This is a genomic window from Methylobacterium sp. NFXW15, assembly GCF_049887755.1.
Lineage (GTDB): Bacteria > Pseudomonadota > Alphaproteobacteria > Rhizobiales > Beijerinckiaceae > Methylobacterium.
Window position 1 is genome coordinate 304,551 of record NZ_JAGEKG010000006.1, and the last position, 18,680, is coordinate 323,230.

General features: G+C 68.6%; 23 protein-coding genes. 19 read left to right on the forward strand and 4 right to left on the reverse strand.

The genetic code is table 11. The features are described from left to right. Positions 1-85: 85 nt before the first annotated feature. From J4O73_RS15925 to J4O73_RS15985, 13 genes are all read left to right on the forward strand, one after another. The gene (locus J4O73_RS15925) at positions 86-703 is read left to right on the forward strand and encodes a YceI family protein (RefSeq protein WP_426218835.1); all 618 of its coding nucleotides are present in this window, start codon (positions 86-88) and stop codon (positions 701-703) included. Beyond that, positions 700-1,071, forward strand: a complete 372-nt coding sequence (locus tag J4O73_RS15930; protein ID WP_426218837.1) for a hypothetical protein — start codon at positions 700-702, stop codon at positions 1,069-1,071. The genes J4O73_RS15925 and J4O73_RS15930 overlap by 4 nt, the downstream gene beginning before the upstream one ends. A gap of 187 nt (positions 1,072-1,258) precedes the next feature. Continuing rightward, a complete protein-coding gene (gene rplU / locus J4O73_RS15935; protein WP_426218839.1) occupies positions 1,259-1,573 on the forward strand; it encodes a 50S ribosomal protein L21 in 315 nt (104 codons plus the stop codon). A 65-nt stretch (positions 1,574-1,638) separates the two neighbouring features. Beyond that, positions 1,639-1,905, forward strand: coding sequence for a 50S ribosomal protein L27 (gene rpmA / locus J4O73_RS15940; RefSeq protein ID WP_426218840.1), 267 nt, complete (start codon positions 1,639-1,641; stop codon positions 1,903-1,905). A 182-nt stretch (positions 1,906-2,087) separates the two neighbouring features. Then, positions 2,088-2,693 (forward strand): GNAT family N-acetyltransferase, encoded by a 606-nt coding sequence (locus J4O73_RS15945; protein WP_426218842.1) that lies wholly within the window; start codon positions 2,088-2,090, stop codon positions 2,691-2,693. 53 nt (positions 2,694-2,746) lie between these two features. Next, a complete protein-coding gene (obgE, locus tag J4O73_RS15950; protein ID WP_426218844.1) occupies positions 2,747-3,775 on the forward strand; it encodes a GTPase ObgE in 1,029 nt (342 codons plus the stop codon). A gap of 86 nt (positions 3,776-3,861) precedes the next feature. Continuing rightward, entirely contained in the window at positions 3,862-4,977 is a 1,116-nt protein-coding gene (proB, locus tag J4O73_RS15955; RefSeq protein WP_426218846.1) for a glutamate 5-kinase, read from the forward strand. 100 nt (positions 4,978-5,077) lie between these two features. Further along, complete coding sequence (locus J4O73_RS15960) at positions 5,078-6,376, forward strand: glutamate-5-semialdehyde dehydrogenase (RefSeq protein WP_426218848.1); 1,299 nt, start codon at positions 5,078-5,080, stop codon at positions 6,374-6,376. Between the two features lie 58 nt (positions 6,377-6,434). Beyond that, the gene (locus J4O73_RS15965; protein ID WP_426218980.1) at positions 6,435-7,010 is read left to right on the forward strand and encodes a nicotinate-nucleotide adenylyltransferase; all 576 of its coding nucleotides are present in this window, start codon (positions 6,435-6,437) and stop codon (positions 7,008-7,010) included. A 135-nt stretch (positions 7,011-7,145) separates the two neighbouring features. Further along, positions 7,146-7,544, forward strand: a complete 399-nt coding sequence (rsfS, locus tag J4O73_RS15970; RefSeq protein ID WP_426218850.1) for a ribosome silencing factor — start codon at positions 7,146-7,148, stop codon at positions 7,542-7,544. A 12-nt stretch (positions 7,545-7,556) separates the two neighbouring features. Next, positions 7,557-8,051, forward strand: coding sequence for a 23S rRNA (pseudouridine(1915)-N(3))-methyltransferase RlmH (gene rlmH, locus J4O73_RS15975; protein WP_426218851.1), 495 nt, complete (start codon positions 7,557-7,559; stop codon positions 8,049-8,051). 95 nt (positions 8,052-8,146) lie between these two features. Further along, complete coding sequence (locus J4O73_RS15980; RefSeq protein WP_426218853.1) at positions 8,147-9,460, forward strand: murein hydrolase activator EnvC family protein; 1,314 nt, start codon at positions 8,147-8,149, stop codon at positions 9,458-9,460. Further along, positions 9,460-10,797, forward strand: coding sequence for a S41 family peptidase (locus J4O73_RS15985; RefSeq protein WP_426218855.1), 1,338 nt, complete (start codon positions 9,460-9,462; stop codon positions 10,795-10,797). The genes J4O73_RS15980 and J4O73_RS15985 overlap by 1 nt, the downstream gene beginning before the upstream one ends. Before the next feature lie 43 nt (positions 10,798-10,840). Here J4O73_RS15985 and J4O73_RS15990 read toward each other — a convergent pair whose 3' ends face one another. Beyond that, positions 10,841-11,350, reverse strand: a complete 510-nt coding sequence (locus J4O73_RS15990; protein WP_426218857.1) for a ferritin-like domain-containing protein — start codon at positions 11,348-11,350, stop codon at positions 10,841-10,843. A gap of 329 nt (positions 11,351-11,679) precedes the next feature. Here J4O73_RS15990 and J4O73_RS15995 point away from each other — a divergent pair, with 329 nt between their 5' ends. From J4O73_RS15995 to J4O73_RS16005, 3 genes are read left to right on the forward strand one after another with little or no spacing between them, the layout of a single operon-like run. Beyond that, positions 11,680-12,912 (forward strand): divergent polysaccharide deacetylase family protein, encoded by a 1,233-nt coding sequence (locus J4O73_RS15995; RefSeq protein WP_426218858.1) that lies wholly within the window; start codon positions 11,680-11,682, stop codon positions 12,910-12,912. 60 nt (positions 12,913-12,972) lie between these two features. Then, on the forward strand, positions 12,973-13,512 hold the full coding sequence (locus J4O73_RS16000; RefSeq protein ID WP_426218860.1) for an RNA pyrophosphohydrolase: 540 nt from the start codon (positions 12,973-12,975) through the stop codon (positions 13,510-13,512). Between the two features lie 24 nt (positions 13,513-13,536). Continuing rightward, positions 13,537-14,163, forward strand: coding sequence for a DUF2939 domain-containing protein (locus J4O73_RS16005; RefSeq protein WP_426218862.1), 627 nt, complete (start codon positions 13,537-13,539; stop codon positions 14,161-14,163). 5 nt (positions 14,164-14,168) lie between these two features. On the opposite strand, the gene J4O73_RS16010 is transcribed toward J4O73_RS16005, so the two are convergent. Both J4O73_RS16010 and J4O73_RS16015 read right to left on the reverse strand, forming a co-directional pair. Then, positions 14,169-14,549, reverse strand: a complete 381-nt coding sequence (locus tag J4O73_RS16010) for a photosystem reaction center subunit H (protein WP_426218864.1) — start codon at positions 14,547-14,549, stop codon at positions 14,169-14,171. 15 nt (positions 14,550-14,564) lie between these two features. Next, complete coding sequence (locus J4O73_RS16015; RefSeq protein WP_378971417.1) at positions 14,565-14,990, reverse strand: response regulator; 426 nt, start codon at positions 14,988-14,990, stop codon at positions 14,565-14,567. Positions 14,991-15,197: 207 nt separating this feature from the next. On the opposite strand from J4O73_RS16015, the gene J4O73_RS16020 reads away from it, so the two are divergent. Continuing rightward, positions 15,198-15,866: a YoaK family protein gene (locus J4O73_RS16020; protein WP_426218866.1), complete on the forward strand. Its 669-nt coding sequence runs from the start codon at positions 15,198-15,200 to the stop codon at positions 15,864-15,866. Beyond that, positions 15,863-16,876 carry a WD40 repeat domain-containing protein gene (locus tag J4O73_RS16025; RefSeq protein WP_426218867.1) on the forward strand — a complete coding sequence of 338 codons (1,014 nt, stop codon included), beginning with the start codon at positions 15,863-15,865 and terminating at the stop codon, positions 16,874-16,876. Before J4O73_RS16020 ends, J4O73_RS16025 begins: the two co-directional genes overlap by 4 nt. Before the next feature lie 9 nt (positions 16,877-16,885). Here the strand turns inward: J4O73_RS16025 and J4O73_RS16030 are convergent, their stop codons facing one another. Beyond that, positions 16,886-17,881 (reverse strand): GlxA family transcriptional regulator, encoded by a 996-nt coding sequence (locus J4O73_RS16030; RefSeq protein WP_426218868.1) that lies wholly within the window; start codon positions 17,879-17,881, stop codon positions 16,886-16,888. A gap of 53 nt (positions 17,882-17,934) precedes the next feature. Between J4O73_RS16030 and J4O73_RS16035 the strand changes: the two genes are divergently transcribed. Beyond that, positions 17,935-18,645: a DJ-1/PfpI family protein gene (locus J4O73_RS16035; protein WP_426218869.1), complete on the forward strand. Its 711-nt coding sequence runs from the start codon at positions 17,935-17,937 to the stop codon at positions 18,643-18,645. The last annotated feature ends 35 nt before the right edge of the window (positions 18,646-18,680 follow it).

Sequence of the window (18,680 nt, forward strand, 5' to 3'; positions counted from 1 at the left end):
GCTCCTTCGCGGAAGCCGCGACCTTGAGCGACGGGCGGCTTCGTGGAAAGAGCCGCGTCAGGTCACCCCGACAGACGATCCTCCGATGCGCGTCACTGTCCTCGCCCTCGCGGCTCTGCTTCTCCACGGCTCCGCTGCATTCGCGCAGGAGCCGCCAGCCGATCCGACCCAGGATCCGAACCAGGTGCGGGCGGGCTCCTATGTGCTGGATCCGGACCACGGGAAGATCACGTGGTCGGTCAACCACCTCGGCTACTCGACCTATTACGGCCAATTCACCGGGGTGAGCGCGACCCTGGAACTCGATCCGAAGGCGCCGACCAAGAGTCGTCTCAGCGCCACCGTGCCGCTCTCCGGCGTGCTGACGGGCAGCAGCCGTCTCGACCAGCACCTCGCCGGAGCGGACTTCTTCGACACGGCGACCCATCCCACCGCGAGCTTCACCGCGACCGGGGTGGAGCCGACGAGCCCCACCACCGCCCGTATCACCGGGGATCTCACCCTGCGCGGCGTAACCAAGCCGGTTTCGGTGGATGCCACCTTCACGCAGGCGGGCACCAACCCGGTCGACCGGCGCTACACGGTCGGCTTCGAGGGCCGGACCGTGATCAAGCGGTCCGATTTCGGGATGAACGCGTATCTGCCCATGGTCGGGGATGAGGTCACCTTGCGGATCGCGGGTGAATTCAAGGCCGCGCCATGATGCGGCGTGCCGGGATTCTCGCGCTTGCGCTCGTTCTTGGTGCGGCGGGTGCGCAGGCTGCCGAGGGCGACGCCACCGGGTCCCCGCCGCTCAGCCCCCTCGACGCCTATGCCGAGGCGGCGGCGACCACGATTCTCGCGGAGCAGAACTGTCCCGGTACGCACCTGAAGGCCGGGCGGCTGACCACCCTGCGGCTCGCGGCCAAGGTCGCCCCGGCGCAGGAAGCGACCTTGGAAGCCAAGCTCCGCAACCGGGCGACGGAGTTGCGTCGCCGCCTTGCGGCGGATGGCAAGGCGGCGTTCTGCGATGCCGCCTTCGACGCCTTCGGGCCGCAGGGCAGCGTCGCCACGGATGTGCTGGTTCGCTGAGCAAGCCGTTCACCGAGCATTGACAGACGACGGCCCCGCACACTAAGGAGCCCGGATACGCGCGGCCTGCTGGCAGGATCCGTGCGTCTTCGCGTTGCCCGGCACGCCCGGTCAATGACTCAAACAAGAAGCCGGTCCAGGGTCCGCCGCGAGGCATCCGGAGACCGTTCGAGAGCACGAGAGAACGATGTTCGCAGTCATCAAGACGGGCGGCAAGCAATACCGCGTCGCCGCCAACGATACCATCACCGTCGCCACCCTCGCGGGTGAAGCCGGCGAGTCCGTGACCTTCGGTGAGGTTCTCCTCTTCGCCGATGGCGCTGGCGCCACCCAGGTCGGCGCGCCGACCCTGTCGGGCATCAACGTCACGGGCGAGATCGTCAGCCACGGCCGGGGCAAGAAGGTCATCGCCTTCAAGAAGCGCCGCCGCCAGAATTCGCGTCGCAAGCGCGGCCACCGTCAGGACCACACCGTGGTCCGCATCACCGGCATCTCCGCGTGATTGAGCGCGGGCCGAACTAGGCCCGCGATCCGCGCGACCCCTCAGACAGATTCGGAGTTCCAGAGATGGCACACAAGAAGGCAGGCGGCTCGTCCCGCAACGGCCGCGACTCGGAAGGCCGGCGCCTCGGCGTCAAGAAGTTCGGTTCGGAGTCCGTGATTCCGGGCAACATTATCGTGCGTCAGCGCGGCACCAAGTGGCACCCCGGCGCCAATGTCGGCATGGGCAAGGATCATACCCTGTTCGCGCTGAAACCCGGCACCGTGCAGTTCGAGACGCGCCGCGGGCGCGCTTTCGTAGCCGTGGTACCGCTGGCTGAGGCCGCGGAGTAACAGGCGGGCGCCCGAAAGGCGAAGCGAGCGTCCCGCGACGGTGTCCCACACCAGACCGGAATCGTGAGCCGCCCTTCATCGGGACTGGTCTGACGGAATACCGGGGAGGATGGGACGCCATCCTCCCCTTCGTCGTCTCTGGGCGCCGCAATCCCGAGGGGAGCGGTGCCGGTGAGGGCGCCATGTTCCCAGATTTGTTCCGCGACGACGTCTTCCGGATCGAGACTCGCCGCCTGTGGCTGCGCTGGCCGACCGCCCGCGACGCCGAATCCATCCAGCGGCTGGCCGGGGATCCGGCGGTGGCAGAGATGACGGCTCGCATCCCCCTGCCCCTCGACCGGGTGGCGGTGGATGAGTTTTTGGTGTCGAGCCGGGCGGCCAACGCGTCCGGGACGGGTCTGACCCTCGCGCTCTGCGAGCGGGCACGGCCCGGCCGGGCGATCGGCATGATCGAGATCGCCCCCGAGGCCGAGGGCGGCAGGAGCCGTCTCGGTTACTGGCTTGGCCGTCCCTACTGGGGCGGCGGACTGATGTCCGAGGCAACGGAGGCCCTGGTCCATGCGTGGTTCGCCTGGACCCCGGCGGCGCGTCTCGACTCCTCGGCGCGGGTGACCAATCCGGCGTCCCGCCGCGTTCTGGAGAAGACCGGTTTCGTTTGGAGCGGCCGGTCCTTCCAGCATGGCCCAGCCCGCGGGACGGAGAGCGAGACCGATCACTTTCGCCTGGAGCGGGGCCGCTGGCTCGTTCTGCAGGGCGGCGACGTCCCCGCGCTTGCGGCGGCGGAATGAGGTAAAGAGGCGGAGCCGCTTCGTGCGGCCCGCCCGTGGAAACGAGACGTGCTGTGAAGTTCCTCGACGAAGCCAAGGTCTATGTCCGCTCCGGTGACGGTGGCCCGGGCTGCGTGTCGTTCCGGCGCGAGAAGTTCATCGAATTCGGCGGCCCGAACGGTGGCGACGGCGGGCGCGGCGGCGATGTCTGGATCGAGTGCGTCCAGGGCCTCAACACCCTGATCGACTACCGCTACCAGCAGCACTTCAAGGCTAAGAAGGGCGAGCACGGCATGGGCTCCAACTGCCACGGCGCGTCCGGGGCGGATGCCGTGCTGAAGGTGCCCGCCGGGACGCAGGTTCTCGCCGAGGATGGGGAAACCCTCATTGCCGACATGACCGAGATCGGCCAGCGCGTCCGCCTCGCCAAGGGCGGCAACGGGGGCTTCGGCAACGCCTACTTCACCACCTCCACCAACCGTGCGCCGAAGCACGCCAACCCTGGCCTGGAAGGCCAGGAGATGTGGATCTGGCTGCGCCTCAAGCTCATCGCCGATGCCGGGCTGGTGGGTCTGCCGAACGCGGGCAAGTCGACCTTCCTGGCGAGCGTTACGGCGGCCAAGCCGAAGATCGCGGATTATCCCTTCACGACGCTTCACCCCGGACTCGGCGTGGTGCGGTCCGACGGACGCGAATTCGTGCTCGCCGACATTCCCGGCCTGATCGAGGGTGCGCATGAGGGCGTGGGCCTCGGCGACAAGTTCCTGGCCCATGTGGAGCGATGCCGCGTCCTGCTCCATCTGGTGGACGGCACCAGCGAACATGCGGGCAAGGCCTACAAGCTCGTGCGCGGCGAGATCGAGGCCTACGGGCACGGCCTCGCGGACAAGCCGGAGATCGTCGCCCTGTCGAAGGCCGATGCCCTCGACCCGGAGACGCTCAAGAGCCAGACCGCCAAGCTGAAGCGCGCGGCGGGCAAGGCACCGCTGGTGCTCTCCTCGGCCAGCCGGAAGGGCGTGCCGGAGGCGCTGCGGGCGTTGCAGGACGCCATCGAAGCGGGCCGCGCGGAAGAGGCGCCGGTCGCGGAGGCGTGGCAGCCGTAGCGACGGCGACCCCTCCATGCGGCGGCTCGGCTGTTCAAACGGGCCGTCTTCCGCCACATCTCGCGCGATAGCGCCCGACGAGACTCATGATCCCCGCCCTCGACACCTTCCGCCGCGTCGTCATCAAGGTCGGATCGGCCCTTCTGGTCGACAGTGCCCGCGGTCGCCTGCGCCATGCGTGGCTGTCGGCGCTGGCCGAGGATATCGCCGAACTGCATGCGCGGGGCGTCGACGTGCTGGTCGTGTCCTCGGGTAGCATCGCCCTGGGTCGGACGGTTCTGGGCCTGCCGCCGGGGGCGTTGCGGCTTGAGGAAAGCCAGGGCGCCGCGTCAGTGGGGCAAATCGCCCTCGCCCGCCATTGGGCGGAGGCCCTCGGGCATCACGGCATCGTCGCCGGGCAGATCCTCGTGACGCCACAGGACACGGAAGAGCGCCGCCGCTACCTCAACGCCCGTTCGACAATTCAGAAGCTCCTCGAATTGCGCGCGGTCCCGGTCGTCAACGAGAACGATACGGTGGCCACCGCCGAGATCCGCTACGGCGACAACGACCGCCTCGCCGCCCGCGTCGCGACGATGATCGACGCGGACGTGCTGGTGCTGTTTTCCGATATCGACGGGCTCTACACCGCTCCGCCGAACACCGACCCCGACGCGCGCCATCTGCCGGTGGTCGAGCGCATCACCCCGGAGATCGAGGCCATGGCCGGTGGTCCCGCTTCGGAACTCTCGCGGGGCGGCATGCGCACGAAGGTCGAGGCAGCCAAGATCGCGGTGGCGGGCGGCACGCATCTCGTGATCGCGGATGGCCGCAGCAAGAATCCGCTGAAGGCGGTGCAGGAGGGGGCGCGCTGCACATGGTTCCTGTCGGGCTCGACGCCCACGGCCGCGCGCAAGACCTGGATCGCCGGGTCTCTCGAACCGCGCGGCAGCCTCACCATCGATGCCGGTGCCGCGAGGGCGCTTGCGGGCGGGGCGAGCCTGCTGCCTGTGGGCGTTCGCAGCGTCGAAGGTAATTTCTCGCGAGGCGATGCCGTGCTGATCCGGGATGCCGAGGGCCGGGCCATCGGGCGCGGCCTCGTCGGCTATGACAGTGCGGAAGCCGCCCTGATCATCGGCCATCCGAGCGCGCGGATCGCGGAACTGCTCAACTATCCGGGACGCGCCTGGATGGTCCATCGCGACGACCTCGCCCTCTTCTAGCCGCATCCCCCGTGAGGGGCCGCACGTGGCGGCCCTTGTCGGGTCTCGGCGCGATGTGCCAAGAGAGCGGCCCCTTAGCTCCGGAAGCCGGAGGCTCCGCATGCCCGTCCTCAATCTCAAATCCGATTTCGCGGATGCGGACGCGCTGCCGGAGCAGATGGCTGCCATCGGCCGCCGGGCGCGCAAGGCGGCCCGGCTCATGGCCCTGGCCTCGGCGCAGACCAAGGACATCGCCCTCCAACGCATCGCCGAGCGTCTGCGCGCCGACCGGGACGAGATCCTGCGCGAGAACGAGCGCGATATCGCCGCCGCCCGCGAAAACGGTCAGAGCGCCGCGCTGATCGACCGGTTGACCCTGGATGACAAGCGCCTTGGCGGCATTGCCGACGCGGTGGCGATGGTCGGGTCCCTGGCTGATCCGGTCGGGCGCCAGCTCGCCGCCATCGAGCGGCCGAACGGCCTGTTGATCGAGCGCGTCGCGGTGCCCCTCGGCGTCATCGGCGTGATCTTCGAGAGCCGCCCCAACGTCACCGCCGATGCCGGTGCCTTGTGCCTGAAGGCCGGCAATGCCGCGATCCTGCGGGCGGGATCGGACAGCTTCCGCAGCGCGCAGGCCATTGCCCGCGCCATGAGCCGGGGGCTGGAGGAGGCGGGGCTTCCCGCTGACGCGATCCAGATCGTGCCGACTCGCGACCGTGCCGCCGTGGGGCTGATGCTCGCGGGCCTCGATGGCTGTGTCGACGTCATCGTCCCGCGCGGCGGACGCAGCCTCGTCGAACGGGTGCAGGCCGAGGCGAAGGTACCGGTCTTCGCGCATCTCGACGGCATCAACCACGTTTATATCGATCGCGCCGCCGATCTCGATATGGCGCGCACGGTCCTGCTCAACAGCAAGATGCGCCGGGTGAGCGTGTGCGGGGCGGCCGAGACGCTGCTCGTGGACCGCGCCTGCGCGCAGACGCATCTGAAGCCCCTCGTCAGCGCCCTGCTCGATTCAGGCTGCGCCGTGCGTGGCGACGAGGCGACCCGCGCCGTCGATCCGCGCGTCACGCCTGCGAGCGAGGCGGACTGGAGCACCGAGTATCTCGATGCGGTGATCTCCGCGCGGGTGGTGGACGGTCTCGATGCGGCCATCGCGCATATCGAGCGCTACAGCTCGCACCACACCGACGCGATCATCACCGACGATGAGGATGCTGCCCGGCGCTTCCTCGCCGAGGTCGATTCGGCGATCGTGGCACATAATGCCTCGACGCAATTCGCCGATGGCGGCGAATTCGGCTTCGGGGCCGAGATCGGCATCGCAACCGGGCGGATGCATGCCCGCGGGCCCGTCGGCGTCGAGCAGCTGACCACCTTCAAGTACCGGGTTCACGGTCGCGGCCAGACGCGTCCGTGATCGACGCCCTCACCGGCCGCGCTTCGTGCGGCTGATCCTGCCGCCGAGCGTTCCCGGCATGCGGATCGGCCTCTACGGCGGATCGTTCGATCCCGCCCACGAGGGCCACCTTCACGTCTCCACCACGGCCCTACGCCGCCTGCGTCTGGACAGGGTGTGGTGGCTCGTCAGCCCCGGAAACCCGCTGAAGGACCGCAGTCGCCTCGCGCCGCTGGCGGACCGCTGCGCGCAGGCCGCGCGCGTCGCCGCCCATCCGAGGATTACGGTGACGGGATTCGAGGCTGCGCTCGGCGTGCGCTTCACGGTACAGACCCTGCGCTATCTCGTACGGCGTCGGCCGGGGGTGCGCTTCGTCTGGATCATGGGAGCCGATTCGCTCGCGACCTTCCACCGCTGGCGCGGCGCGGGGGACATCGCCCGGCTCATGCCGATCGCGGTGATCGACCGCCCCGGCTCGACGCTTACGCCGGTTTCCGCGAAGGCGGCACGCCGTCTGTCAGAGGCGCGCGTCCCCGAGGCCGCGGCCATCACGCTCGCCGGGCGGCGGCCTCCGGCCTGGGTGTTCCTGCATGGGCCGCGCTCGAAGCTCTCGTCCACCGCGATCCGGGCGAAGAAGGCTCTGCGCAGGCCCTGAGGCGATCGTTCCGGTGCACCACCCACGAGACAGCGGTTGCAATCGGGGGCCGAAGCCGCCACTTTGGAACGATCAGGCCGCCACGCGGCCCCATGAGGAACTAGGACGCTGCCCGAGACCCTTCGCACTGAGACCGTGCGCACCGAAACCCCGACCCGCCCCGCGGATGCCGAGGACAAAGGCATCGCCTACGTGGGAGCCCTGAGGGAACTCGCGCTCGGGTGCCTCGATGAGATGAAGGCCGAGGAGACGGTCGAGATCAATCTCGCCGGCAAGACCTCGCTGGCCGACACGATGATCATCACCTCCGGTCGTTCGCAGCGTCATGTCGGCTCCATCGCCGACAAGATCCTTCAGGAAATGAAGGAGAAGGGCTTCGGCACGGCCCGTGTCGAGGGTCTGCCCGCCTGCGATTGGGTGCTGATCGATGCCGGTGACGTGCTGGTGCACATTTTCCGGCCAGAGGTGCGGGGTTTCTACAACCTTGAGAAGATGTGGGGCGCGGATCGTCCTGCCGGTGTCGCCGCAGGCTGATCGACCTTCGTCTTGCGCCTCGTGATCGCCACGGTCGGGCGGCTCAAGGCCGGGCCGGAACGCGAACTGGCGTCACGTTATCGCGAGCGTGCCGCGCAACTCGGCCGAACTCTCGGCTTTCCCGCCTGTGATCTGATCGAGATCCCGGAATCGCGGGCCCGGCGCGGCGCCGACCGTGCCGCCGAGGAGGCGGCGGCTCTGTTGCCGCTGCTACCACCCGGAAGCGCCCTGCTGACCTATGACGAGCGCGGGCGCGCCGATGTGTCGAGCAAGGCTTTGGCGGGCCGGGTCGCCGCGTGGCGCGATGCCGCGAAGCCGGCCCTGGCGATGGTGATCGGCGGGCCGGACGGTCTCGATGCCTCAATTCGGACGCGCGCGGACCTGATCCTGTCTTTCGGGGCCGCCACATTGCCCCACGGACTCGTGCGCGTGCTCGCCCTCGAACAAATCTACCGCAGCCTCACCATCCTGGCGGGCCATCCCTATCACCGCGGCGAGCCGGGGTAGGCGCGGTGCGTTCGACTGGGTTGATCGGCGCCCTCCCACTCCTGTCCCGCCTGCTTTGCAGGGTGTCCTCCCCCAAAGAGGCGGGAGGGACCTCCGTGCGAGGGGCGCGGCTCGTCCTGGCAAGCCTGATCCTCCTCGCGCCGAGGCCCGCCCTTCCGCAGGATGCCTCGCCGGATCAGGAAAAGATCCAGCAGGCGAGCCAGGAGCGCGATCGCCGCGCCGAGAACCTGAAGCGCGTGCAGGATGCTCTGGCGGCGAGCGAGGGGCAGCGAGCGCAATTCGAGAAGGAGATCGCCGCCATCGGCTCGGATCGCGCCAAGCTCGATTCGGCCCTTCTCGATGCAAGCCGTCAGGCCCAGGCGACCGAGGAGCGGATGACCCGGCTGGAGGATCGCCTGAAGGCGATGACCGACAGCGAGGCGGCGATCCGGCGCTCCCTCCAGGCAAGGCGCGGCACCGTGGCGGAGATCCTGGCCGCTCTCCAGCGGATGGGGCGGCGCCCTCCCCCGGCCGTGCTGACGAGCCCGGAGGACGTGCTGGCTGCGATCCGGACGTCGATGCTGCTCGGCGCCGTGGTGCCGGAACTGCGCGGCGAACTCGATACCCTGGCCGCCGACCTCACCGAAATGGTGCGGCTTCGCGATGCCATCGCCCGTGACAAGGAAGGGCTCGCTGCGGACCTCGCGGGTTGGGCGCGGGAGCAGCAACGTCTTCAAGCTTTGGTGACCGCCCGCCGGGCGCGGCAGGCCGAAATCGAGAGCGGGCTTGCCGCCGAGCGCAAGCGTGCGGCCGAACTCGGCGTTCAGGCCAAGAGCCTGAAGGACCTCCTCGAACGGGTCGAGGGTGAGATGAGCGCGGCCAAACGCACCGCCGAGGAGGCGAAGGCTGCCGCCGAGCGCGAGGTGCGGGTTACGCAGGAACGCTTTGCCGCAGCAGGCTTTCGCGATCCCGTCCGCTTGGCACCGAAGGTCAAATTCGCGGAGGCGCGGGGCGAAGTGCCGCGCCCCGTCGCGGGCCGACTCGTGCGAGCTTTCAACCAGCCGGACGGTAACGGCGGCTCGACGCGGGGCGTCTCCTTCGCTACGCGGCCCAAGGCCACAGTGGCCTCTCCGGCCGATGGCTGGGTGCAGTTCGCGGGGCCGTTTCGCTCGTATGGCCGACTCTTGATCATCAACGCTGGCGACGGCTACTATCTTTTGCTGGCGGGAATGGACCAGATCAGCGTCGAGGTCGGGCAGTTCGTGCTGGCCGGCGAACCGTTGGGATCCATGGGCGAGGGGACGCCAGGGCCAGACGGAGATCCGACCCTGTACGTCGAGTTCAAGAAAGATGGCGGCTCCATCGACCCGGAGCCGTGGTGGGCGAAGAGCCCCAATGACAAGATTCTTGGCGAGAAGGTTCGCGGCTGATGCGCAAGACTTCCCTGATTATGCTCGGCGCCTTCCTAGGCGCGGGCACCTCGATGGTGGCGACCCAGACGGAGTTCCTGTCCGGGCCCCGCGCTGTCGCCGCTTCTGCCGAGACCTACCGCCAGCTCAGCCTGTTCGGTGACGTGTTCGAGAAGGTGCGGACCGACTACGTCGAGAAGCCCGACGAGTCGAAGATGATCGAGGCGGCCGTCAACGGCATGCTGACCTCGCTCGACCCGCATTCGAGCTACATGGACGCCAAGGCGTTCCGCGACATGCAGACCACGACCCGGGGCGAGTTCGGCGGCCTCGGCATCGAAGTCACGATGGAAGACGGCCTGATCAAGGTCGTGACGCCCATCGACGACACCCCCGCTTCCAAGGCCGGTCTGCTCGCCAACGACGTCATCACCCAGATCGATGACGATCAGGTGCAGGGGCTGACCCTGAATCAGGCGGTCGACAAGATGCGCGGCCCGGTGAACTCGCAGGTGAAGCTGAAGATCACCCGCAAGGAGTCGAAGGATCCGATCGAGGTCACGCTCACCCGCGACACGATCAAGATCAAGCCGGTGCGCTCGAAGGTCGAGGGCGCGGATGTCGGCTACATCCGTCTGACGCAGTTCAACGAGCAGTCCTTCGATGGCATGCGCGCGGCCATCGAGAAGCTCACGAGCGAAATCGGCAACGACAAGATCAAGGGCTTCGTCCTCGATCTGCGCAACAACCCGGGCGGCCTCCTCGATCAGGCGGTGATGATCTCCGACGCCTTCCTCGACCGCGGCGAGATCGTCTCCACCCGTGGCCGCAACCCGGACGAGACGCAGCGTTTCTCGGCCAAGTCGGGCGACCTGACCAAGGGTAAGCCGATCGTGGTGCTGGTGAATGGCGGCTCCGCCTCGGCGTCCGAGATCGTGGCCGGCGCCCTTCAGGACCACAAGCGCGCGACCATTATGGGCACGCGCTCCTTCGGTAAGGGCTCGGTGCAGTCGATCATCCCGCTCGGCGGTTCGGGCGCCCTGCGCCTCACCACGGCGCGCTACTACACGCCGTCGGGCCGCTCGATCCAGGCCAAGGGCATCGAGCCGGATGTCGAGGTGCTGCAGGACGTGCCGGACGAGCTGAAGGGCAAGGACGAGACGAAGGGCGAGGCCGGCTTGAAGGGCCACCTCAAGCAGAAGGATACCGACGAGCGCGGTGGGTCCAGCGCCTACGTCCCGCCGGATCCGGCCAAGGACAAGCAGCTGATCTCGGCGGTGGACTACCTGCACGGTGTCCAGAAGGGCGCTTCCAACGGGACCCAGGCGCCTCAGCCGAAGCCCAGCCTACCGAACTAAGGATCACGAGGCCGGTGCCCCCCAAGGCACCGGCCTCTTTCGTTCAGCGATCCGCCTTCGCGCCGCTGACGGTGAGTTCGACGTAGCGCCGCGTGGTCGGCACGATGAGGTCATGGACGCGCTGCGCCATGGCCTTCTCCTCGTCGAGTGACTGCGTGAAGCCTGCTTTGTGCGCGGCGAGCCCGGCCACCTCGCCGATTTCGAGAAGCGACGTGTAGGCCGCGATCTCGAAATTCTCGAAGGCGTGGTTGGCGTAGGTGTTCTTCAGGATCTCGTCCTGCGCAGGCGCGTGACCGAGCGCCATCATGTTGCCGACGAAGCCCAGGAAGCCTTCCTTGATGACGGAATGGGTCTCGTTGAGGCTGTGCAACGCCTCTTCGAGTCTGTGACGCTGACCGTGCGTCTCATCGATATGCCGTCGAAGGGCGTCCGCCATCTCCGGATAGCGTTCCAATCGCTCGACCTGACGCTCCATGATTTGCAGCGCCTGCATTTCCAGCGCGTGGGTGTTCTTTAAGGCAGTGATGTAGATTTCGCGCGCGTCGGTACTCATCATATCGCTCCGCTAGCGGGGCCGTGAATGTCAATCACGGCATCGATTATCGATGCTTTGGTCGCGCGAAAGTTCCCAGCTGCGCTTAATCGGATCAGAACTTGGGTATGTGGCAAAGTCGCATTCTGACAACATAAGTTATTCTGTATTTACTTATGATAATCACTGTCTGAGCTTTGCTGTGTTGGTTGCCGGAGCGTGGCCGGAAAGCGTCACCGTTGCTGATCAGCGCGGCGCATTAGCGGAACGTTAACCATACCAACCGGCAGATATGGACGAGGATCGCCCGCTGCTTTCGGTTGCGGGTTGGCTCCTGCGACGAGTTTCGTGTGACCGAGCCCGCCGACGATATCCTGACCAGGCCCCTCGGGGTCGACGATGCCGGAACCCCGCCGCCGAAGACGCGCGCCGCCGGGCTGATCGCCCGCGCCCGTCAGCCTTGGGCTGTCACCGGCATCGCGGCGGCCCTCCTGGCAAGCGCCTTCGGCCTGCTCTTAGTCCTCGGTGACCCTCAGGGTGGGGAGCCGAGCGCCCGGGCGATGATCGACCTCCGCGATGCGCCACCCGCGCCGAAGGCTCCTGAGAAGCCTGCCGTCGCCGCCATCACGCCGCCCCAGGCCGCCGAGTCGGCGCCGCCGCAGCAGCGGAGTGCCGAAGAATTCGAGAACGCATCCGGCGTGACGGTGTTTCGCCCGCCGGGCACGGCCCCGAGTGAGGCCGTGGTGATCCGGGTGCCCCCCGCCAGCGCGCCCAGGCTGGCCGCCGCGCCCGATCCGCGCCTTGCCGAACAGGGGCGCCACGGCATCATGCCCCGCCTCGGCGAAGGCCGCCTGCGGGCGCTCGACGTCTATGCGCGTCCGGAAGAGCCGGGCAGCGGCGCTCGCATCGCCATCCTCGTCACCGGCCTCGGCATCGGTCAATCGGCCACGGCGGCGGCCACGGCGCGTCTGCCGCAGGCGGTGAGCCTCGCTTTCGCGCCCTACGGCAACGAGGTCGAGCGCGCCGCCGCCCGTGCGCGCGATGCCGGGCACGAGGTGTTCCTGCAGGTGCCGATGGAGCCCTTCGACTATCCTGACAGCGATCCCGGCCCGCAGGCCCTTCTCGCGGCCCTGAAGGGGCCGGAGAATGGCGAGCGCTTGGCTTGGGCGATGTCGCGCTTTCCCGGCTATGTCGGCCTCGTCAACCTGATGGGAGGCAAGCTGATCGCGGATCCCGCCTTCGAACCGATCCTGCGTGAGATCGGCGCGCGGGGTCTCGGCTTCGTCGATGACGGCACCGTGCCCAAGGGCCCTCCCCCGGCCAACAAGACGCGCACGCCCTATGCGCGCGCCGAGATCGTCCTCGATGCCGTGCCCCGGCCGGAGGCCATCGACGCGGAGCTGGCCCGTGCCGAGGCGCAGGCCCGCGCCAACGGCTTCGTCCTGGTGTCATCGGGCGGCTCGCTCATGTCCGTCGATCGCATCGCCCGCTGGGCGCGCAACCTCGATGCAAAGGGAATTCGCCTCGTGCCCGTCAGCGTTGCGCTCCGGGGGGCACCCAAGCGGCTTTCCAAGGCCGATTGATCGCATCTCAGGCAAATGCGCGTTGCCGGGCCTCGTGACGGCGGCCTATGGTCCGCCCCGATGGCACAGACAAGCGAATCGAGCGACCTGCCCTACCGGCCCTGCGTCGGGATCACCCTGATCGGGCCGGATGGCGGCGTGTTCGTCGGCCGCAGACGGCAGGATGCCGGGCCGGAACATGTCGATGGCCCCTATCAATGGCAGATGCCCCAAGGCGGCATCGACCCTGGCGAAGATGCCGAGGCGGCAGCGCGGCGCGAACTCTTCGAGGAAACCAACGTCCCTCCCGAGGCCCTGCGCCTGATCGGCGAGGTGCCGGATTGGCTGTCTTACGACCTGCCTCCAGCGGTGTTGAAGCAGGCCTGGAAAGGCCGCTACCGGGGCCAGACCCAGAAATGGTTCGCCTATGGATTCACGGGGTCCGAGGCCCTGATCGACGTCCTTCGCCCCGGCGGCGGCGCGCACAAGCCCGAATTCGATGCGTGGCGCTGGGCGCGGTTCGATGAGTTGCCCGGCCTGATCGTGCCGTTCAAGCGCCCGGTCTACGAGCGGGTCGTGGCGGGCTTCTCGCACCTCTCGGCCTGGGCGGAGCGGGTATGACGCGGCCCGGTCCGGTTTAGACCCATGAGGCGCTGGCTCGCGATCCCCCTCGCGATCGCGATCGCGTGGATCCTGTTCACGCTGAGCCCGCTATGGTCGCTCTACAACCTAGCCGATGCTGTGCGGCGGCACGATGCCGCCTACGTGGAGGGGCACGTCAACTTCCGCACCCTCCGCCTCTCGCTGGTCCGGCAGATCGTCGCCGCCGTGCGGGTCGCCACCGATGCCGACGAGGACCTGGACCCCCGCGACCGGCAGCGCCTTAACGAGGCAGCCTACGGCCTCGCCCTGGCGCTGGCCGAAAGCCTCGTGACCCCGGATACGGTGATCGACCTTTTGGATGATGGCTGGCCGGAGAAACTCGATCTGAAGAAGCCCGAGGATGCGCGCACGAGGGGCTTGTCCATTCGTGGCTTCGGCCGCCTGGCGAGTTATTACGCGGCGGCCGAGATGCGCGGCTTCCGCGCCGTGGTCATCCCCATTCCGCCGGAAGGCCCCCGGGCCGAGCGCACCCGCATCCGCCTAAGGCTGCGCGGGTTCTCGTGGCGGCTCGCGGATATCGAGATGGCCGATGCCCTGCGCGGGGAGATCGCGGCCAAGCTGTCCCGCGCCCTTGCGAAGGCGCGGTTGAGCGGCGGCGGCGCGAAGTAGACGGATCAGTCCGCCTTCTTCTCGGGAGCCGCCTTTTCCGGTGCGGCTTTGGGCTTGCGCGCTTCGACCAAGCCTTCGGCCTTGTCCTCGTCGGTATCGCCGCCCTGCTCGATCGTCTTGCCGGGATCGGACAGGAGGGAGCGGGCGATGCCGAGCAGCACCTCGCACTCGCCAGGATACTTGTAGGTGTCCAGCACGATGGCCGCATCGCGCAGCGTACGAAGGTCTCGCACCGTCTGAGCGTTGGCGTCCTTCTGCAGGTCCGGTTTGGCGGCGATCTGCTCCTCGATCTTCGCGCCTTTCACGTCGCAGGCGGCCCAGGCCGTCCCTTGCGACGTCAGCGTGCCAAGAGCGAGGCACATCAGGGCGGAGAGGACGGGCCGCATCGGACGTTCAACCTTTCAGGCGTGGTGGGACTCGGCCGGGCGCAGGATCTCGTTCGTCAGCGCGACGAGCTGGCTCGGGCGATAGGGCTTCGGGACGAAGATGGATTCCGGCACGGCTTCCCCACTCGCGAGGCAAGCGCGGCCGCCGGAGGTGTAGACGACGGGCAGATGCGGGCATTGTTCCCGCGCGTGGCGGGCGAGCACGATCCCGTTCGTGTTGCGGGCCAGATCGATATCGGTGAAGAGCAGATCCACGCTCTCGCGGGACAGGATGGCCTCGGCCTCCCAGGCATCCGCTGCGGTGAGCACCCGGTACCCCTCGTCCGCCAACGCTTCGGCCGCGAGCTCGCACACGGTGGGCTCATCCTCCACGACCAGCACGGTGGTGGCGGCCGGGGCGAGGTGCGGGACGGCCGGGACGGCGAATGCGAACGGGATCATGACGCAACTCCAACTCGCCTGGTCGAGGCCGATGGCCCCGGAGCCAGTTCGCAGGGGAAACAGGTCCCCCCGGTGCGGCGTTCGCCGGACATGCATCGAATTGCTCAGGTCTGGTGAGCGATGTGTTAACCGCGTCGCTGGACCGGTGAACGGAGCCCCCTTCATGGTTAACGAATGGTTCACGCGGACGGGGTGCGGAGCGCGTTCGTGAACCGGCAATGGCAGTTGGCCACGGGCCTGACGCTCACGGCGCTGGCCGGATACGTCGATGCGCTCGGCTTCGTGCGGCTCGGAGGCCTCTACACGTCGTTCATGAGCGGCAACATCACGCAACTCGCGGTGCTGACCGGTGAACGCGAGACGATGCATCTATGGCTGCCGCTCGCGCTGATCGGGTCCTTCCTCTTCGGGGCGATCCTGGGGAGCCTCGTCGCGATCCTCATCGGTGACCGATGGGCGACGCCCGCCGTGCTGACCGTCGAAGCCGGCCTCGTCGCGGGGGCGCTCGTCATCGGCCTCGTGGCGCCCGAGCCCGGCTGGGCGAGCTTCGCCCTGGCCACGGCGATGGGGGCGCAGAATGCCGTGTTGTCGCGCGTGAAGGGCTTTCGGGCCGGGACCACCTTCGTCACCGGAGCCCTGTTCGGCTTCGGCCAGAAGATCGCCGAGGCGATCACACGCAAAGGTCCCCCCTTCGCTTGGGCGGGGGATGGGCTCGTCTGGCTGTCGCTTTTCGTGGGCGCCCTGTGCGGTGCTCTGGCCTATCAGGCCCTCAACCTCTACGCCCTCATCGCCCCGGCACTCGTCGCGGCCGTGCTGGCCTTGATCACTAGCCTGCTGGTCGCCCGTGAACGGCCGGCTGCAAAGGTTGCCTCATGAGCTCACCGATCTCCACCGCCTCGCTCACCAGCCACGTCGTCGCCTACGAACCCGGTGCCCATGCGGTCGCGGCCCATTGGCTCGGAGAGGTCGCCGCCCTCGCCCTGGCCGATGGACAGATCGCGCTGCTCCGTGACGGCGAGGCGACCCTCGTCGCCGCCCATCCCGAAGGCGGCGTACTGGTCGCGACTGGCGGAAAGGGTCGGCTGGTGACGGGCGGTGACGATGGCCGCATCGTCGAGACGGTCGCAGACGGCACGAGCCGTGAGATCGCGAAGGCCGCCAATGGTGCCTGGATCGACGCCGTGGCCCTTCATCCGGACGGCGCCTTCGCCTTCTCGGCCGGACGCAACGTCGTGGCCATCGATGCCAAGGGGCGGGAGAAGACCTTTCAGGCCCCCTCATCGGCTCGGGGTCTCGCCTTCGCGCCCAAGGGCTACCGGCTCGCCGTGTCGCACTACAACGGCGCCAGCCTCTGGTACCCGAACCTCGAGACCGCGCCGGAAGATCTGACGTGGAAGGGCTCGCACATCGACGTGTCGTGGTCCGTCGATGGGCGCTTCGTCGTGACGACCATGCAGGAGAACTCCCTGCACGGCTGGCGGCTGCAACCCGACAAGGGCCACATGCGGATGTCGGGCTATCCCGGAAAGGTCCGCTCCCTCTCGTGGTCGGGGGACGGCAACTGGCTGGCCACGAGCGGCGCCGAGGCGGCGATCGTCTGGCCGTTCGATTCCAAGGACGGGCCGACCGGCAAGCCCCCACGCGAATGCGGCGTGCGCCCGGCCCGCGTGACCCAAGTGGCCTTCCACCCGAAGGCGCTGGTGCTGGCCATGGGCTACGAGGATGGCTGCATCCTGCTCGTCCGCTTCACCGATGCGGCTGAACTGCTCGTCCGGCCGGCGGTTCAGGGCAGCGCCGTCACGGCGATCGCCTGGGACGGGCGCGGCGGCCGATTGGCGTTCGGCTGCAAGGATGGCAAGGCGGGGGTTCTCACCCTCCCCGCCTGAGTCAGGCCATCAGGCGCCGAAACGCGCCCGGTAATCCTGCGGCGTCGCGGCGACGTGGCGCAGGAAGGCGCGCCGCATCGTCTCCTCCGTGCCGAAGCCGCATTCGCGGGCGATCCGCTTCACCGGCGCCCGCGTCTCCGCGAGCGCTCGCCGGGCCGCCTCCAGCCGCAGGCGCTCGATCCCCTTGGCCGGGGTCGTTCCCGTTGCCTCCCGATAGCGCCGGTTGAGCGTGCGCTCGCTCATGCCCGCCTGCGCGGCGAGGACCGGCAGCGACAGGTCGCAGGAGAGGTTCCGGCCGATCCAGGCATGAAGGTCGGCGAAGCGATCCTCACCGCCCTGGAGCGCGAGGGTGGCACTGAACTGCGCCTGACCGCCCGGCCGCTTGAGGAACATGACGAGGTGGCGGGCGATGGCGAGTGCTGCCTCCCGCCCGAGATCTTCCTCCACCAGGGCAAGGGCGAGGTCAATTCCGGCCGTCACCCCCGCCGAGGTCCAGATCGTGCCGTCCCGCACGAAAATCGGATCGGCCTCGACCTGGATGCGCGGGTGCAGCGCCTTCAACCGGTCGCAATGCGCCCAATGCGTCGCGGCACGCCTGCCATCGAGACGTCCCGTCTCGGCGAGCAGGAACGCTCCGGTGCAGACCGAGGCGACGCGCCTCGCCCGCGCCGCCCGCCCCTCCACGAAGTCGACGAGGGCCGGATCGGCGCAGGCGGACGTGACGCCGGGTCCCCCCGCCACGATCAGCGTATCGACGGGCGCGTCCACCCGAGGCAGCGGAAGGGCCATGAGCCCGAGCCCCGACGAGGCCGGGAGCGAGCCCGAGCCCGGCGCCACGACGCGCGGCGTATAGGGCTCGGTGGGGAGGCCCAGGCGCTCGTTGGCCGTCGCGAAGACCTGCAACGGTCCCGCCACGTCGAGGAGCTGAACCTGTGGGAAGGCCAGGATCTCGATGATGCGGGGCGGCTCGGGGAGAGGTGGCGGAAAGTGAGGGATCTTTGGCATTTCGGCCAGAGAATGACGCGCTAAGGTCTCTCCGTCCAGACAGGAGACGCGCCATGATCCCGCACGACACGCCGCTCACCATCGGCTCCCTGCTCTTCGAAGGCATCGACCAGATCGACCTCACCGGCCCGTTCGAGGTGCTGTCGCGGCTGCCGAACGCGACGTTGAGGCTGTACTCGCCGGATGGCGCCCCGGTCCGCGACGTGCGCGGCCTGCGCCTTGTGCCCGATGCCGCCATTGCGGAGGCCCCGCAACTCGACGTGCTCCACATCCCCGGTGGCGCCGGACAGGAGGCGCTGATGCGCGATGAGGCCGTGCTCCGCTGGGTGCGGAATCAGGCGGCGGGGGCGAAGGTCGTTTTCTCCGTTTGCACGGGTGCGCTGATCCTTGGCGCGGCGGGGCTGCTCAAGGGGCGTCGCGCCACGACCTACTGGAGCGCGGTCGATCTGCTGCCGTACTTCGGAGCGATTCCGGTCGACTCACGTGTGGTGATCGACGGGGATTGGATTTTCGCGGCGGGCGTCACCGCCGGGATCGACGGCGCCCTGACGCTCGCGGCGCGTCTGCGCGGCGAGGAGACGGCGAAGGCGATCCAACTGATGATGCAATATGCGCCGGAGCCGCCCTTCGACAGCGGCACCCCGCGCACGGCCTCGCCGCAGACGGTCTCGGCAGTTCGCGGGGCGGCCTCCGATCTCATTGCTCGCCGGGAGGCGACCGCCCGTGCCATCGCGCGGGACCTCGGCATCGTGACAGGCGAATGAAGCTGCCACCGTCCACGGTGACAGAACCGCCCCGC